The organism is Streptomyces sp. NPDC002838, assembly GCF_040295365.1.
GTDB lineage: Bacteria > Actinomycetota > Actinomycetes > Streptomycetales > Streptomycetaceae > Streptomyces.
In genome coordinates this window covers 1-16,399 of the sequence record NZ_JBEOVF010000043.1, presented here as the reverse complement: position 1 = coordinate 16,399, position 16,399 = coordinate 1, and the positions used below count along the sequence as shown (strand labels likewise).

14 protein-coding genes are annotated in these 16,399 nt (G+C 71.1%); 8 read left to right on the top strand and 6 right to left on the bottom strand.

What is annotated here, in order from left to right; all coding sequences use genetic code 11:
* Window positions 1-7: 7 nt before the first annotated feature.
* Window positions 8-1,120, top strand: a complete 1,113-nt coding sequence (locus tag ABT063_RS38410; protein ID WP_351065170.1) for an ATP-binding protein — start codon at window positions 8-10, stop codon at window positions 1,118-1,120.
* On the top strand, window positions 1,117-3,906 hold the full coding sequence (locus ABT063_RS38405; RefSeq protein ID WP_351065168.1) for a DUF5682 family protein: 2,790 nt from the start codon (window positions 1,117-1,119) through the stop codon (window positions 3,904-3,906). Before ABT063_RS38410 ends, ABT063_RS38405 begins: the two co-directional genes overlap by 4 nt.
* Before the next feature lie 180 nt (window positions 3,907-4,086).
* Here the strand turns inward: ABT063_RS38405 and ABT063_RS38400 are convergent, their stop codons facing one another.
* Entirely contained in the window at window positions 4,087-4,236 is a 150-nt protein-coding gene (locus ABT063_RS38400) for a hypothetical protein (RefSeq protein ID WP_351065166.1), read from the bottom strand.
* A 264-nt stretch (window positions 4,237-4,500) separates the two neighbouring features.
* On the opposite strand from ABT063_RS38400, the gene ABT063_RS38395 reads away from it, so the two are divergent.
* Window positions 4,501-5,235 (top strand): B3/B4 domain-containing protein, encoded by a 735-nt coding sequence (locus tag ABT063_RS38395; protein WP_351065165.1) that lies wholly within the window; start codon window positions 4,501-4,503, stop codon window positions 5,233-5,235.
* Window positions 5,236-5,279: 44 nt separating this feature from the next.
* Complete coding sequence (gene pdxR, locus ABT063_RS38390; RefSeq protein WP_351065276.1) at window positions 5,280-6,785, top strand: MocR-like pyridoxine biosynthesis transcription factor PdxR; 1,506 nt, start codon at window positions 5,280-5,282, stop codon at window positions 6,783-6,785.
* A 117-nt stretch (window positions 6,786-6,902) separates the two neighbouring features.
* Here the strand turns inward: pdxR and helR are convergent, their stop codons facing one another.
* Together helR and ABT063_RS38380 are read right to left on the bottom strand one after the other, a co-directional pair.
* Window positions 6,903-9,071 (bottom strand): RNA polymerase recycling motor ATPase HelR, encoded by a 2,169-nt coding sequence (gene helR / locus ABT063_RS38385; RefSeq protein WP_351065163.1) that lies wholly within the window; start codon window positions 9,069-9,071, stop codon window positions 6,903-6,905.
* A 190-nt stretch (window positions 9,072-9,261) separates the two neighbouring features.
* Window positions 9,262-10,500: a glycosyltransferase gene (locus tag ABT063_RS38380; protein WP_351065162.1), complete on the bottom strand. Its 1,239-nt coding sequence runs from the start codon at window positions 10,498-10,500 to the stop codon at window positions 9,262-9,264.
* A 159-nt stretch (window positions 10,501-10,659) separates the two neighbouring features.
* Between ABT063_RS38380 and ABT063_RS38375 the strand changes: the two genes are divergently transcribed.
* A complete protein-coding gene (locus ABT063_RS38375) occupies window positions 10,660-11,439 on the top strand; it encodes a YqjF family protein (RefSeq protein WP_351065160.1) in 780 nt (259 codons plus the stop codon).
* Between the two features lie 288 nt (window positions 11,440-11,727).
* Window positions 11,728-13,383 (top strand): ATP-binding cassette domain-containing protein, encoded by a 1,656-nt coding sequence (locus ABT063_RS38370; RefSeq protein ID WP_351065159.1) that lies wholly within the window; start codon window positions 11,728-11,730, stop codon window positions 13,381-13,383.
* Window positions 13,384-13,432: 49 nt separating this feature from the next.
* Here ABT063_RS38370 and ABT063_RS38365 read toward each other — a convergent pair whose 3' ends face one another.
* Window positions 13,433-14,041: a VOC family protein gene (locus ABT063_RS38365; protein WP_351065157.1), complete on the bottom strand. Its 609-nt coding sequence runs from the start codon at window positions 14,039-14,041 to the stop codon at window positions 13,433-13,435.
* A 332-nt stretch (window positions 14,042-14,373) separates the two neighbouring features.
* Here ABT063_RS38365 and ABT063_RS38360 point away from each other — a divergent pair, with 332 nt between their 5' ends.
* The gene (locus tag ABT063_RS38360) at window positions 14,374-15,189 is read left to right on the top strand and encodes a sulfotransferase family protein (RefSeq protein ID WP_351065155.1); all 816 of its coding nucleotides are present in this window, start codon (window positions 14,374-14,376) and stop codon (window positions 15,187-15,189) included.
* 42 nt (window positions 15,190-15,231) lie between these two features.
* On the opposite strand, the gene ABT063_RS38355 is transcribed toward ABT063_RS38360, so the two are convergent.
* A complete protein-coding gene (locus ABT063_RS38355; RefSeq protein WP_351065154.1) occupies window positions 15,232-15,453 on the bottom strand; it encodes a hypothetical protein in 222 nt (73 codons plus the stop codon).
* A 238-nt stretch (window positions 15,454-15,691) separates the two neighbouring features.
* Between ABT063_RS38355 and ABT063_RS38350 the strand changes: the two genes are divergently transcribed.
* Window positions 15,692-15,970 carry a winged helix-turn-helix transcriptional regulator gene (locus ABT063_RS38350; RefSeq protein ID WP_351065152.1) on the top strand — a complete coding sequence of 93 codons (279 nt, stop codon included), beginning with the start codon at window positions 15,692-15,694 and terminating at the stop codon, window positions 15,968-15,970.
* Between the two features lie 65 nt (window positions 15,971-16,035).
* Here ABT063_RS38350 and ABT063_RS38345 read toward each other — a convergent pair whose 3' ends face one another.
* Window positions 16,036-16,248, bottom strand: a complete 213-nt coding sequence (locus ABT063_RS38345) for a zinc-binding dehydrogenase (RefSeq protein ID WP_351065150.1) — start codon at window positions 16,246-16,248, stop codon at window positions 16,036-16,038.
* Window positions 16,249-16,399 lie beyond the last annotated feature (151 nt).

Sequence of the window (16,399 nt, the reverse complement as noted above, 5' to 3'; positions counted from 1 at the left end):
CCTTGTGATGTCCGACCTGCTGCGCGCCCCCGCCGAGCTCAAGTTCGCCGAGGAGCTGGACTGGCTGGAGTCGATCGACGACAACCCCAAGCCGTTCTGCTGGCGCCTGTCCCCGAAGATGGTCCGGCTGTTCATCCTCGGTTCCGAGCGCGCCGACGGCCTCGACCGCGAGATCTCCCAGAAGTGGTTCGGCGACCGCAGCTTCGTGGAGCGTTCCATCGTCACCCTGGCCTCCGACCGCGGCCTGCTGCTGATCGGCGACCCCGGTACCGGCAAGAGCTGGCTGGCCGAACTGCTCTCGGCGGCGATCAGCCGCAACTCCACGCTGGTGGTGCAGGGCACGGCCGGTACCACGGAGGACCACATCAAGTACTCGTGGAACGTGTCCATGGTGATCGCCAAGGGCCAGTCGCGGGAGTCCATGATCCCTTCTCCCATCATGACCGCGATGGAGACCGGCTCGATCGGCCGCTTCGAGGAACTCACCCGCTCCACCAGCGACGTCCAGGACGCGCTGATCTCGATCCTGTCCGAGAAGTACATCTCGGTCCCCGAGCTGGACAGCGACAACATCGTCTTCGCCAAGCCCGGCTTCTCGGTCATCGCCACCGCCAACAGCCGTGACCGGGGCGTCAACGACCTGTCCTCGGCGCTCAAGCGCCGCTTCAACTTCGTTCGCATCCCGGTGGTCACCAACAAGAAGAGCGAGGCGGAAATCGTCCGCTTCCGCACCGAGGAACTGCTGCGCCGTCACCAGATCGAGCTGGACGTACCGCCGACGCTGCTCGACGTGCTGCTGCAGAGCTTCGCCGACCTGCGCGCCTCCGCGGCCGCGGCAGGCAGCGACGACGAGAAACTGGAGTCCGCGCTGTCCACCGCCGAGCAGATCGGCGTCCTGGAGGACGCGATCCTGCACAGCAACTTCTTCGGCGAGCGCGCCCTGACCGCCCACACACTCGCCTCCTCGCTGGTCGGATCGCTGGCCCGGCGCGAGCCGGAGGACCTGGCCATCCTCAACAAGTACCTGCACGGCGTCGTCGAGCCGCGCAGCAAGGAACAGGGCGGATCCTGGCCCGAGTTCCTTCAGGGCGGCCGCGACGCGATCGCCACCCTGTCATGAGCGGCACGCACGAGGAGACGTTCACCGCGCTGCGCACCCAACTCCAGGAAGCCGCCACGGCGTTCGCCGACGGACCCGACGCCCTGGAGGGCATCCTCCTCGGCATCGTCGACGACGTCGACCGCGCGGTGCGCGAACCGCTGGAGATCTTCCCGGTCTGCCACCACTCGCCCGCCTCCGCGCTCGCGATGGCACGCCGACTGCGGGAGAAGCAGCCGAAGGTGGTCTACCTGGAGCTGTGCGAGGACATGGCACCGCTGCTGACCGAACTGCGCAACTGCCGGCTCCCCGTGGCGGTCCAGGCGTTCGCGACCGACATCGACGGCTTCCCCGCCGACTGGTCGCCGCTGTCGGTGGTCGCACCGATCACCGAGGCGTCGGCCGAGTACCAGGCCATCGCCTACGCCCTGGACACACCCGGCGTCGAGCTGGTCCTCGTCGACCGCTCCTCCGACCACGTCTTCCAGTGGGACGCCCGCAGCGGACCCGCCCCCGAACCGGACGACCCGGACGCCCCGGCGGCCGAGGAGGAGGCCGCGCTGCACGGCGACGCCGTCGGCGTGGAGATCGGCGACCTGCGCCCCCGCTTCGCGGAACTGGAGGAGCACCTGCTGCGTCACGGCCGGGTGCGGCACTGGTCGGAGTGGTGGCACCAGTACGTCGAACTGCCGCTGGGCGACAGCGACCACGACACCTACCGGCAGGTCATGCTGCTCATCGGCAGCCTCTTCCGGCGCCTCGCCCCCGGGGATCCGCGGCGGGTGCGCGTGGACGAGGACCGCGAGCGCCACATGTGGACGCGGATGCGCGAGCACCTGGCCGCCACCGGTACCGATCCCGCTGACTGCCTGTACGTCTGCGGGGCCTTCCACGCGGCCAGCCGCGTGCCGGAGTTCGGCGTCCACGGCACCGACACCTTCGAGATCGGCCCGCGCACCGCCACCAAGTGGCAGCACGGACTGATCCCGTCCAGCCACGCGGCCATCGAGGCACAGTTCGGCCTCGCCGCCGGCTCGGTGTCGATCGCGGCGACGGTCTGGGCGAAAAACCTCAAGCGCACACGGGTGCGGCCGTATCGGCTGGCAGGACAAGCGGGCGCGAAGAAGCCGAAGAAGTCAGCGGCCGCTCCCGCGCCCGTGGCGGACGCTCCGCCCGCGGACCGCCTCACCGGCTTCCTGCGGCAACCGCCCGTCATCGACCGCCTGGACGAGGCCGAACTGCTCGGCTGGTCGGTCGATATCGTGCGCGCCGCGCGCCGGGGCGGCTACCTCGCCTCGACCGCCGACGCCATCGCCGTCTTCGAGACGTCGATCCTGCTGGCAGGAATGCGCGACCGGGCCAAGCCCACGCCGTACGACTTCCAGGACGCGGCCGTCACCTGCATCGAGAAGGACTCCGTGCCGGGTCGCCGCGACGTGCGCCGCCTCGTGGAGATCATGATGGGCGGCGACCGGGTCGGCCAGGTCGGGTACGACGCGCTGCCGCCCCTGGCCCGCGACGTGCACGACCGGCTCGCACCGCTGAACCTCAAGCTGCAACAGCGCGGCGTGCAGCGGGCGTTGCTGGACATCGCCGGCCGGCCGGAACTGGAGTCGTGCTCCGACGCGCTGTGGATGCTGCGGTATCTGATGCCGCACGGCGCCGCACGGCCGATCATGGGCGAGCGGCGGCTCGGCGAACGGCCCATCCAGGAGTCGTGGGACCTGGCGCTGGGCACCCACGAGCGCGCCCTCATCGAACTCGGCTACGAGGGCGTCAGCGTCGAACAGGTCCTGGAACAGCGCCTCAGGCGCACCGCGTACGGCCCGCAGGCCACAGCGGCGACTGTCCTCGAGGCCGTCGAGGACGCGACGCTGTACCTGCGCAGCCGCCGCCTCGCCGACGAACTGGGCACCCGTGCGCTGGAGGTCCTGGCCACCGAACGCAGCGTCGACGGCGCGCCCGAAGTGCTGTGCCGGGTACGGCGGTTGCTGGCGTACTACCGGACCAGTGAACCGGCGCTGCCGCCGTGGATCGAGGCCTTCGTCAAGACCGGCTACGCGCACTACTGCACGCTGCTGCCGACGGCGTTCGGCGACGACGACGCGACCGTCGGCCAGGTCGCGGCGATGCTGGGCTTCCTGTTCAGCATGGAGAGCCTGGCGCTGTCGCTCGGCTGCGACCGGACCCAGCTGGAGCTCGCGGTCGCGCAGTGCCATCCGCGGGAACCATCGAAGACGGCGCTGCTGTGGGCGGCACAGGTGCAGCTGGGCCACCTCTCCCGCGCCGAGCTCAGGACGCGGTGCGAGGACCTGCTCGGCAACCCCTTGGTGGTGCCCGCCTACCCGCGCTACCTCAGCGGCTTCCTGCACGCGCTGGAGCCCGTGCCGCAGCTGGCCGACTTCGTCGTGGAGGCGGTGTCGACCGCGTTCGCACGGTTGCCGGACCCGGTACTGCTGCCGTGGCTGCCGACCCTGATCAGCACCCTGCGCTCCGGCGGCGCGGAGTCGGCACCGCTGCTGATCCGAGAGGCCGGGCGGATCTTCCCGGGCCGCCTCGCGGCGCTGGACGAGTGGGTGCCGCCGTGGCGGGCCGAGCCGGCCCCGGCGTATCCGGGGCATCGCGCGGACGGCGGCCGTGGCATCGCGCTGCTCGCCGCCCACCCGGCGACGTGCGACGCGGTGGCCGAGCTGCTCGGGTGCGACGAGCCGTGGCAGCAGGTGGATCCACGCCGGGAAGGTGTCGTACTACTGGACAGCCATCCCGCTACGGCGACGGCACTGGAGGCGCTGCTGGCCGGCCTCTGATCCGGGCCGACCGAGTCCGGATGGGGCGCACCCGGCCCCCGCGGGGTGCGCCCCATCGGCACGCTCGTGGACCTCGGCAGTCCGGGACACCCTCGATCTTCTCCCCGCCCTGGAGGCAGAGGTGGTTGACCCAGGCGATGTCGCTGCCGGCGAACTCCTGGACCGCGGTCCACCAGCTGTTCAGGCCGAGTGCTCGCGCAGCTGGACGTCGCTCGCCCAGATGTAGACGTGGGTGAGGGTCGGGTCGCCGTCGTTCGGCGCGGCCGGGGCGGCCGTCGCCGTGGTGGCGAGGGCGCCTGCCGCGAGCGTGGCCGCGGCCAGGGCGGTCACGGAGCTGGATCAGCTTCTTCATGTGTGGATCCCCCATGAGTCGGTGGAGCGGTTGAAGTTCGACAGCCGCCAGAAGTCCCCGGCGACCTCGATACGTCCGGCGTGCCGCGACACAGCGGGGTCGGGCAGCATGATGGGCAGCGCACTGCTTCGGTCTCCGGTTCGATCTGCTTATGGACCAACCAGCCCGGCCCACTTTGGCTCTGTCGGCCGGACCATGCCCGCGGCAGGGTGGGAGGACAACGAACCATGTGGAGGCCCTCCTTGAGCATCGCGTTCCGGCACGCGGACGCCGTCCGTTCCGACCACCCCCAGCTCGCCGCCGGGGCGCTGTACGCCACCGGCATCGGTCCCACCGCCGACGTCGGCCCGCGCGTCGCCTCGTACACCGCCCGTGCCGCGGCCCGGCTGGCCGGTGCTTCCGAGAGCGAGTTCCCCGAAGTGCTGGCCTGGCGGCGGACGTTCTCCCGGATGGGGCTCAAGCCGACGCAGTACCGATGCGCCTCGGAGTCGCTGCTGCGACGGCTGAGGAAGGAGGGGCAACTCCCGCGCATCCATCCGGTGGTCGACCTGTGCAACGCGCTCTCGGTCGCGTACGCGGTCCCGGTGGCCGCCCTCGACGCCGACCGCATCACCGGTCCTGTGCTCGAGGTCCGCCACGCCAGCGGTGACGAGCTCTACACGACCTTCGGCGGCGACACCGAGCACCCCGCACCCGGCGAGGTCACCTTCGTCGACTCCGCCGGCCGGGCTCACGCCCGCCGCTGGACCAACCGGCAGAGCGGCCACTCAGCGGTCGGCGAGCACACCAGCCGCATCCTCGTGGTGATGGAGGCCATGCACGACGGCGGCGCGGACGTCGTACCGGAGCTGCTCAAAACCCTCGCGGAGGAACTGACCGCCTTCTGGCCGGCCGCCACCGAGGCAGCCGTCCTCACCTCGTCCCAACCGGAGTTCACCTTCGACAGCCCGGTCTCGCCCGATGCGCGGACGCCGTAACGGCGCATGACAGCATGGGCCTGGTGAACGACGGGGAAGGCGCGATGGGCGGATCGGCGTCGGCCGCTGTGCCCACGTCGGCGGACGGCCACTCGCCCTACGGCTCCGACTTCCTGCAGCTCGGCGCCGGTGAGGCGCCCGGGTCCGGCAAGGCGGACTGGCTGGCCCGGCGGCTGCGGCAGGCCATCGCCGACGGGCGGCTTGCGGTGGGCAGCAGGCTGCCGCCCACCCGAGTGCTCGCCGCCGAACTGCGCGTCTCCCGCGGCGTGGTCACCGAGGCCTACCGGCGGCTGACCGAGGACGGCCACGTCGAGGGACGGCGGCGCGGCGGGACGGTGGTGGTCGCGGCCCCCTCCGCGCCACCGACGGCGCCCTCCCGGAACCCGGCCCCCGCCGCCCGTGCCGACCCCGGCAAGCTGTTCCTCGGCGAACCCGGCGCCGACGTCTTCGACACCCTGCGCGCCACCCGCGCCCGCGTCGACTTCACGCCCGGCCAGCCCGATCTCGCCGCGTTCCCCCGCGCGGCCTGGCTGCGCGCGGAACGGGCCGTGCTCACCGAGCTGTCCGCCGAGAGCCTCGGCTACGGCGACCCCCGCGGCACCCCGCAGCTGCGTCGCGCCGTCGCCGGATGGCTGGCGCGCAGCCGTGGCGTCCGGGTGGACCCGGACGACGTGCTGATCGTCGCCGGCACCGCACAGGCGCTCACCCTGCTGCACCCGGTGCTGCGCGCCGACGGCATCGACGGCATCGCCGTGGAGGACCCGGGCTCGCTCGGCACCCGCCAGCACTTGCTGAACGGCGCCCTGGCCACCCCACCGGTACCGGTCGACGACGACGGCGTACGCGTGGACGCACTGCGCGCCACCGGCGCCCGCGCGGTCCTGCTCACACCCGCCCACCAGTTCCCCACCGGCGTGGTGATGAGCGGCGAGCGCCGCCGCGAGCTGCTGTGCTGGGCCGAGGACGGTGGGCTGATCCTCGAGGACGACTACGACGCGGAACACCGCTACGACCGACCGCCGGTCCCCGCGCTGCGCGGGCTGCTCGCCGACCAGGTGTGCTACATGGGCAGCGTGTCCAAGCTGCTGGCACCCGCGCTGCGCACCGGCTGGCTGGTACCGCCGCCCCGCTACCGCGAAGCGCTGACCGACGCCAAACGCTTCACCGACCTGGGCAATGCCGTACTGCCGCAGCTGGTGCTCGCCCGGTTGATGGAATCCGGCGATCTGGAGCGGCACCTGCGCCTCCTGCGCGGACGCCACCGGCGGCGCCGCGACGCGATGATCGACGCCATCGCCGTACACCTGCCGGGCGCGGTGGTCCACGGCGCGGCGGCCGGCCTGCACCTGACCGTCACGTACACGCCGGAGGTCCCCGACACCGAACTGGCCGCCGTCGCGCTCTCCCGCGGCGTGAAGTGCCAGCCCCTGTCGTGGCACCGACAACTCCCGGGCCGTCCCGGCCTCGTCCTCGGCTACGCGGCCGGCCCACCGGGTGTCATCGCCGAAGGTGTGGCCGTACTGGGCGAGGCACTGCGTGAGCTGGGCTGACGTCGCTGGGGCGCTGGGCCGGCACGTGCGGATGGTACCGGCTACGGCGGTCGCTCGTGCGCCGGCCTCCAGGAACGCCACCAGCTCGGCCGGGAGTGCGCGTTCGTCCGGCCTACGTCAGGAGCTCGTGAGGATGACGAGTTGCTGGGTCGCTCGGGTCATCGCGACATAGTGGTCGACCGCTCCTTCGACGCCCTGGCCGAACTCCTCCGGGTCGATGAGCACGACCAGGTCGAACTCGAGCCCCTTCGACAGCTCCGGGGTCAGCGACCGAACGCGGGGCGTCGCCCGGAACGTGGGATCGCCGATGACGCAGGCGATCCCGTCGGCATGCGTGGCGAGCCAGGTGTCGAGGATCGAGTTCAGATCCGCAGCGGATCCGTGTACGACGGGGACGCCGCCGCTGCGGATGGAGGTCGGCACGTTGGCGTCCGGGAGCACGGCCCGGATGACAGGCTCGGCTTCCGCCATGATTTCTTCCGGCGTCCGGTAGTTGATGCTCAGGGAGGCCAGGTTGATCCGGTCGAACCCGATCCGCTCGAGCCGTTCCTGCCACGACTCCGTGAACCCGTGCCTGGCCTGGGCGCGGTCCCCGACGATCGTGAAGCTCCGGGACGGACACCGGAGCAGCAACATCTGCCACTCCGCGTCGGTCAGTTCCTGAGCCTCGTCGACGACGACATGCGCGAACGGGCCGGCGAGCAGATCCGGGTCGGCGGTGGGCAGTTCGGACTCGTCGACCAGGCTGACCTGGGCGTCCTCGCCGCGCAGCATCGTCACCAGGCCTTCGCCGTCGTCACCGTCGGCGCCGGAGTCGGCTACGGCGTCGATCAGGTTGTCGACGACCTGCGCCATGCGCTCGCGCTGGGCGGCCAGGGTGGCCTCGTGCCGGCGCTTCTGCCGGGCCGTCTCCGGGTCGCCGAGCCGCTGCCGTGCAGCGTCCAGGAGCGGCAGGTCGGACACCGTCCAGGCCTGGGCCTCCTCGCGCCGCAGCTTCCGCACGTCATCGGGGCCGAGCCAGGGAGCGCACATCCGCAGGTAGGCGGGTACCGACCACAGGTCTCCCACGAGGTCGGCCGCTTCGAGCAGCGGCCACGCGCGGTTGAAGGCCGTGAGCAGTTCCCTGTTCTGCCGCAGCGACTTGCGGAGCAGGTCGTCCGAGACGTCGCCCTCGTGCTTGTCGACCAGGATCGTGAGCAGCTCCTTCCAGACCTGGTCGCGCGCCTCGTTGTGCGGAGTGCCGGGTTCTGCCGCTTCGAACGCCACGGCCCAGTCGTCGGCGCTCAGCCAGATGTCGGACCAGTGGGTCGTGACCGTCAGCCCCTTGGTGGGCGGCTCCTCGTAGAACCCGACGGCCCTCTCGATCGCCTTCACCAGGTTCGCGGACGATTTCAGGAGGGCCACGTCCGGGTCGGCCTCGACCGCTGCCGCGGCTCCCTCGGCGACGAGGTCCCGCAGGGTGCAGGTCTGCACGCCCTCCTCTCCGAGGCTGGGGAGGACGTCGGCGACGTAGGCCAGGTAGGGCCGGTGCGGACCGACGAACAGCACACCGCCCCGACGGTGACCGAGGCGAGGGTCGGAGTAGAGGAGGTAGGCGGAGCGGTGCAGAGCGACGACGGTCTTCCCCGTACCCGGACCGCCGTCGACGACGAGGGCGCCGCGGGATCCCGCCCGGATGATGGCGTCCTGGTCGGCCTGGATGGTGCCGAGCACATCTCGCATCCGTGGCGACCGGTTGCTGCCCAGGCTGGCGATGAAGGCGGACTGGTCGTCGAGCGCGGCGTGCCCGGCAAACCCGTCCGAGGCGAACACCTCGTCCCAGTAGTCGCTGATCCGACCGCGGGTCCAGCGATACCTGCGGCGGCTTGCCAGACCCATCGGGTTGGCGTGGGTGGCTCCGAAGAACGGCTCAGCCGCCGGGGAGCGCCAGTCGATCAGCAGCCGACGGCCCGCGCTGTCCGTAAGGCCGAGTCGTCCGACGTACAGGGGCTCGGGGTTGTCCGCGCTGACCATGTGTCCGAGGCACAGGTCCAGACCGAAGCGACGCAGTGCGCGCAGGCGCGCGGTCAGCCGGTGCACCTCCATGTCCCGGTCCATCGCCTGCCGGCCCATGCCGCCGGGCGCCCTGCGCTCGGCATCGAGGCGGTCGGACACCTCGGCGATCGACTGCTCGAGGCATTCCGCGATGGCCACGAAGTGCTGTTCGTCGTCGGCGATCAGCGCCGGGTCGGCCTTGTGGGAGAGGCGGTCGGGAAGGTCGAACGCGCTGGTGGTCAGGGGATTCACTTCATCAGCTCCGATATGAGGTCGCTTGCGACCATGGCGCGCGGCAAGGCGTCTGGACCGGCGTGAGGAACCTGGTGCCCATGCCGAGCGACGCTCCGCCTGGCGTGGATTCCGTGGCCGTTGCCGGTTCAGGTCGCCAGGGTTTGCGGGTTCTCGTGTTCTGGGTCCTGGCTCGACGATCCCGCGTGGTTCACGCGGACACTGGCGGCCTGTCTCGGCTGACCATGTCGAGCAGCAGCCTCGCGGCCACCATCGCCCCGTCCGTGCGGATCATGCCAGCTACGGTGGTGGCTCGTGCGCCGGTCTCGGGGGCAAGGGCCACCTTGAGCGCGGCCGACAGGGACTCGAAGGTCGGAGTCGGACCGTCGTGTGCGGTGCCGATGCCCAGGTCGGCCACCCGGCCCGCCCAGTACGGCTGGTCCACCCCCTGTGGCACCACCACCTGGGGCGCCCCGGCCCGAGCGGCCGTCGTCGTGGTTCCCGCGCCGCCGTGGTGCACGACGGCGGCCACCCGGCCGAACAGTGCCTGCTGGTTGACCTCGCCGACGGCCGAACAATCATCCCGGTCGTCGATCAGGGTCAGGTCAGCCCAACCGCGCGCGACGAGCACGCGGAGGCCCTGCGCGCGCACCGCCTCGATGGCCGCACGGGCGGCGTCCCTCGACTCGCGCATGGGCATGCTGCCGAAGCCCACGTACACCGGTGGTGCGCCGGCCTCCAGGAACGCCCCCAACTCGGCCGGCAGCGGGCGTTCGTCCGGCAGGACCCACGCGCCGCTCTGCACGACGTCGAGGTCCGGCGTCTCCTGCCACGGGTCCAGGATCGGGTCCGTCGCCAGCCACGGCCGGTCGCCGATGACGTAGTCGCGGACGTCGTCCACCGGGGGCAGGCCGATCGACGCCCTGTTGGTGTTGAGCGCCTCACCGAACAGTGCGTTGATGCTCTGGGCGTCCAGGTCCCACAGCACGCGGTTGTCGGTCACCTCCGGCGGGAACGGCCGGCCGGGATACGCCAGCGGCGGGTGGTGCGGCGACGGCAGGGTGAGCTGCTGGAAGGTCACGGACACGGAGGGGATGCCCAGCTTCTCGGCCACCGACCGCGCGCCGGCCGCGGCCGGCATCACGCCGGTCGCCACCAGCGCGTCACACCCCTCGGCCGCCGCGGTGACCGCGTCGAACTGGCCGGCTATCAGCTCGGCCGCGCGCCGGGGCAGGTCCGCCGACGACGGCGGCGGACCGGTCGTCAGCGCGCGCGCCGACAGGCCGACCGGCACCAGCGGCACGCCGACACCGGCCAGCCGCTGCGCGAAGTCCTCGTCCGGCGGCGCGCACACCCGCACCTGAGCGCCGAGTGCCCGCAACCGCACCGCGAGTCCCACCAACGGTTCGACGTCCCCGCGTGACCCATACGTCGACAACAGCACACGCACTTCGCGACTCCCATTTCCGCAGGTTCTGGCCTTGGCCAGGTGATTCTGCGGCACGACCGGGGTCTTGCCGCAAGCCCCCCGGTGCGCTATAAGTTAAGAGTGGCGAGGAGTGGGTAAGCTCCTTGCCTTTACCTTTTGCCGTCCTGTGATACTGACGCGGTGACGCCGACATCGAAGCCGCGCTTCCCCCGACGCCCGGAACCCATCACGGCCGACGCACCGGAAGCGATAAGGCGCCCTCTGCTCACCCAGTCCTGGCTGGACCTGACGTTCCTTCACTGGGCCGCGGATCCGGCCGACGTGGTCGGCGTCCTTCCGCCGGGAACGGTCCCCGACACCCTGAACGGCGTCACCTACGTCGGCCTGGTCGCGTTCCGGATGCACCGCGTCGGCTGGCTCCGCCTCCCCGGAGTCCCCTACCTCGGCAGCTTCCCCGAAACCAACGTCCGCCTCTACTCGGTGGACGAGCACGGTCGACGCGGCGTCGTCTTCCGCTCACTCGATGCCTCCCGCCTGCTGCCGGTGGCCGTGGGGCGGCTCGGCTTCCGGATGCCGTACCTGTGGTCCGGTATGGCCATCCGTACCGACGGCGACACGGTCACCTACACCAGCTCGCGGCGGTGGCCGGGCCCACGCGGCGCGCACAGCCGTATCACCGTGCGGGTGGGCGAACAGGTCGAGCGGCCGACCGAGTTGGAGCACTTCCTGACCGCCCGCTGGGGCATGCACAGCGCTTTCTTCGGCCGGCCGATGTACCTGCCGAACGCTCACCCCCGCTGGCCGCTGCGCCGAGCCGAGCTGGTCGAGTGCGATGAGGACCTGGTGGTCGCGGCAGGCCTCCCCGAACCGGTGGGGGAGCCGGTGAGCGTCCTGTACTCGCCCGGAGTCCCGGCCCGCTTCGGCCGCCCGGCCCGCCCGGCCGGCATCCCGACCCCCTGACCCCGTCCGAGCCGGCCGGCTGAGCCCCGCAGCAGCTGACCGCCGTGGTCCGGATCACGGCACATGAGCGGTACGAGATTGCTAACATGAGTATATGAGTTACGTCCTTTACCTCTGACCGGGCCGCAGGCTCCGCTCCTCACACCACCGTTGAGGCGCCGGGAGCCGCGAGGTCGCCCACGGCCCGCCCCACCATCTTCCGGGGCCTGGCCGTTCGTCAGAGATCGAAGGCCCACTGCCACCCCCTGTGACCGGGGTGAAGTGTGCCTCCTTCCGGAGGAACAAAACGTGACTGCCCTTACCCTGCCCGCTCGCGATCGGGCCCAGCTGACCTGCGCCGACATCCATGTCGACCGCGGTGGTCGCACCGTCCTGCGCCAGGTCGACATGAAGGTCTCCCCGGGGTCGCGCTGGGGCATCGTCGGCGAGAACGGCCGCGGCAAGTCGACCCTGCTGCACGTCCTGGCCGGCACCCTGGTCCCGGACCAGGGGACCGTACACCGCGTGGGCACCCTAGCCCTGGCCGAACAGGAGATGCCGACCGAGGACGAGCGTACGGTCGGCGACATCGTCGATGAGTATCTCGCCGACGCACGCGCCGCGCTCGAGCAGCTGGCCGCCGCCGCGGCGGCCCTCGCCGAAGAGCGGCCCGGTGCCGAACAGGCCTACGCCGACTCCCTGGAAGCGGCGCAGGCGCTGGACGCCTGGGACGCCGACCGCCGGGTCGACGTCGCCCTCGCGGGACTCGGCGCGGTCAGCGACCGTACCCGCCCCCTCACCACGCTCTCGGTCGGCCAGCGCTACCGGATCCGCCTGGCCTGCCTGCTGGGCGCCGAGTGCGACTTCCTGCTGCTCGACGAGCCGACCAACCACCTCGACCTGGCGGGGCTGGAGTACCTCACCGCCAGGCTGCGCGCCCACCCCGGCGGTGTCGTCGTGGTCAGCCACGACCGGGCCCTGCTGTCGGACGTGGCCACCACGATCCTCGACCTGGACCCCACCCGCGACGGCCGCCCGCGCGTCCACGGCGGCGGGTACACCGGCTACCGCGAAGGCCGTGAGGCCGAGCGGATCCGCTGGGAGGAGGAGTACGAGCAGCAGCAGACCGAGCACACCCGCCTCAAGCAGGCACTGTCCGAAGCGCAGAACCGTCTGAGCCCCGGATGGCGCCCGCCCAAGGGCACCGGGAAGCACCAACGCGCCACCCGCGCCGGTGCCCTGGTCCGCTCCGTCCACCGGCGCCAGGACGACCTGGAAAGCCACAAGGTCACCGCGCCGGTCCCGCCGCAGCGGTTCACCCTGCCGGAGCTGCCGGCCCGGCCCGGCGTCGAACTGGTGCGGGCACAAGAGGTCACCGTCCACGGCCGACTGCACCAGCCGACCACCCTGTCGATGGAATCCGGCGACCGGCTGGCCGTCACCGGCCCGAACGGGGCGGGCAAATCCACGCTCCTGTCCGTCCTGGCCGGGCAACTCGCCCCCACCACGGGCCGGATGCACCGCCCGCGGAAGGTGCGACTGCACCTCCTCGGACAGGAGTCGCCGCACGCGACACACCTGCGGGCCCACGACCTTTACCACGCGCACACCGCGCAGTTGGTCACCGCCGGTGTCCTCCACGAAAGCGAGGTCGTAGGACTGTCCGCCCTGGGTCTGCTCACCTCCCGCGACGTCAACAAACCGGTGGCAGAACTGTCCATGGGCCAGCAGCGCCGCCTCGACCTCGCCCTGGCCCTCGCCGCCCGTCCGCACATCCTGCTGTTGGACGAGCCCACCAACCACCTGTCCATCGCGCTGGTCGACGAACTCACCGACGCTCTCCACACCACCGACGCGGCGATCGTCCTGGCCACGCACGACCGCCAGATGCAACGCGACATCCGCACCTGGCCCCACCTGGAGCTGACCCCGCCCATTCCACAGCAGGCCGCGCGCACTCCTTGAGGATGACCGGCTGCCGGGAGGGCCCTGCGACCAGGGCCCTCCCGGATCGTCAGTCCAGGCGGCGGACTTGGACGGTCAGTCCCTCCGGGCTGCTCAACCGCACAAGAAAGCGGCCGGCCTCTGCTGACCGGTTGACGAGGCCTCGGCCATGGCCGCGTGCCCGGCCGACGACACTCTCCAGGTCATCGACACCGACCGAGAGCTCCCACTGCGGGGTGGAGACGACGGGTCCGCTCGCGTCCGCGCCGATGAAGTCGGCGCAGATCAGCGGCGAACCCGTCGTGTCCTGGTAGAAGCGCCGGGCCCGATCCGGCTGATCGCAGGCCAGCACCATACGGTGCGGGGCACCCGCCAAGCGCGGTGGGAACCCCCATCCGGCCAACCGGTGCGGCTGCCAGAGGGACGAGGCGGCGCCCACCGGATCGATCAACGTCGCGATACGGCCCTGATCGCCCGCGTCGAACGGAGGAACGACAAGACGCGCACCGTTCGCCGTCGCGGCGTCGGCGCGGCGGTCGACGTCGTCGACCGAGAGGTAGAAGGCGATGTGGGTGGGGGTTCCCGATGGATAGAGCGGACTGGCGAGGTCGCTCACGCCGCCGATCCGGTGACCATCGACGGCAATTGTGGTGGCTCGGCGCCAGTCCTCCTCATCCACCGCGAAACGCCAGCCCAGTGCTGCCGAGAAGAAAGGCGGCGGTGCCGGGCAGATCGCGGGTCTTGAGGTCCATCCGGCAGAACTCGTTCAACGAACCCAGACGGGCGGTCATCCTGTGCTCCCTGTCGTCCCGATGCTGGGTATCGGATCTCCGGACGACCGCGCAAGCACATTTCGACCTGGCGCACATGCCGGGCAAATCGCCGGCGCCACTCGCGTCTCAGGGAATTCTCATCCGCTGCCCATGGTGAAACCAGGGACACGCCACAGTATGGTCAAGGATTCAACGGGAGGGTCAGGTTCCGCACGCCGGGGGGCAAGGAGGCACGGCGATGGTCTTGAGTGGTACGGCAGTGCGCCGCGTGGCCCGTGGAGTGAGGGGGCGGTTGCGCAGACTCGCCGAGCCACCCGTGCCGCAGACGGCCCACCGGCTCGTACGGGACCCGGTGTTCGTCATCTCCTCCGTGCGTTCCGGCTCCACGCTGCTGCGGGTCCTGCTGAACAGTCACCCGCACATCCGCGCCCCGCACGAGATGCACCTGCGCACCCTCTCCGTCGACCTCACCAAGCCGTACACCCAGAAGGCCATGACCCAACTGGACCTCGATCAGCGGGAGTTGGAGTACCTGCTGTGGGACCGCATCCTCCACCGCGAACTGGTGCGCAGCGGCAAACAGATCATCGTGGACAAGACACCCGGCAACGCGGGCGTCTGGGAACGGCTGCACGAGGGCTGGCCCGAGGCCCGCTACATCTTCCTGCTGCGGCACCCGGCGTCGATGGTGAGCTCGCTGATCAACAACCGCCCGGATCGCGAACTGGAGGCGACCGTGCGGGAGGTGCGCGGATACGTCGACGCCGTGCAGGCGGCCCGGAACGGCCTGCCCGGCCTCACCGTCCGGTACGAGGACCTCACGGCACGGCCCGAGGCGGTCACGCAGGACATCTGCGCCTATCTCGGGGTGCCGTGGACGCCGAAGATGCTCGACTACCGAAAAGGCGATCACGGGCCGTTCGTGCCGTTCATCGGTGACTGGAGCGAGAACATCAAGTCCGGGAAGATACAGAAATCGCGACCGCTTCCGGAGCCGGAGGACGTGCCGACGGCGCTGCACGACATCACCCGTGCCTGGGGATACCCGTGTTGAGCGCCCTGATCCGCTGATGCGACCGGCCACATCGCTTCGAGGTCAGCCCGGTGCCGTGCGGCTGAGGGATTCCGAGGCCCGGTACTGCTCGGCACGGGCCCGGTCCATCTCCAGGACGGCATCGAACGATCGGCTGCCGACGATCAGGCGCTGGGGCGGATCCGGTATTCCGGCCAACTCCATGATGACCGGCGCCGCGGTGGCCGGGTCGGGAGTGGTCGCCGTGGTGCCCGCCGGGAACAGCCCCGTGGCGTACCCGCCCACTGGCTGCTCGGCGGCATGCTGCTGGCCGCGACGCGGGGACGTGGGTGCACTTCACGATCGGCTTCCTGTGGCTGGCCGAGAACATCGCCACCTGTCTCGGCGTCTGGGGGTGCCGTCCTTGCCGTTTGCGGCTGACGCGGGTGACCTCGTGGCCCCGCCCGCTCGCCTCGGCGGCGACCAGGAAAGTACCTACTGGGTACTGGTTACGTCAAAGATCCTTGAGAATCCTTCGGCAACTATGACCTCCAAGGATGACCTCGTCCCCTGCTGCCCGGCCCGGTTGGTGCTGGACCGCATCGGCGACAAGTGGTCGGTGCTGATCGTGCTGACCCTGGGCGAGGGACCCAAGCGGTTCAGTGAACTGCGCGAGACGCTCCATCACGTGACGCCCAAGGTCCTCACCCACACGCTGCGGGGGAGGGAACGCGACGGCCTGCTCACTCGGACGGTCTTCGCCGAGGTCCTGTCCTTGCGCAAGGCCCACGACGCCCACTCCGCCGCAACGACCGTGTCCTAGCGTGAAGCGGCCTGCCAGGACGTCCCTGACTCGCGCCAGGCCGGTCGGTGCGGCTCCGTGATGGGCTATGGCAGCAGTACGATCTTGCCGCCGACGTGTCCCGTACGGCTCAGGTCGAGTGCGGCGGCCGCCTCCGCGAGGGGGTAGGTGCGCCAGACCGGGACGTGCGGCGGTCCTTCGTCGATGAGGGCGAGGATGTCGTGCAGGGCCCGGACGCCGTTCCCGCTCGCGCCGGTCGTGTGTACCTGGATGCCCAGGTTGGCGGCGTCGAAGGCCACAAGGGTGAGGACGCGCTCGGGGCCTCCCTCGAGGTCGATCGACAGCGGAATCTCGCCGCGGCCCTAGGGCCCTTCTGATGGATCTCCGCAGCGTCGCGACGCCCGGCACGCACGCTCGCCGCACGGTGCGGAGGGCCAGGTGGCTCCGCCA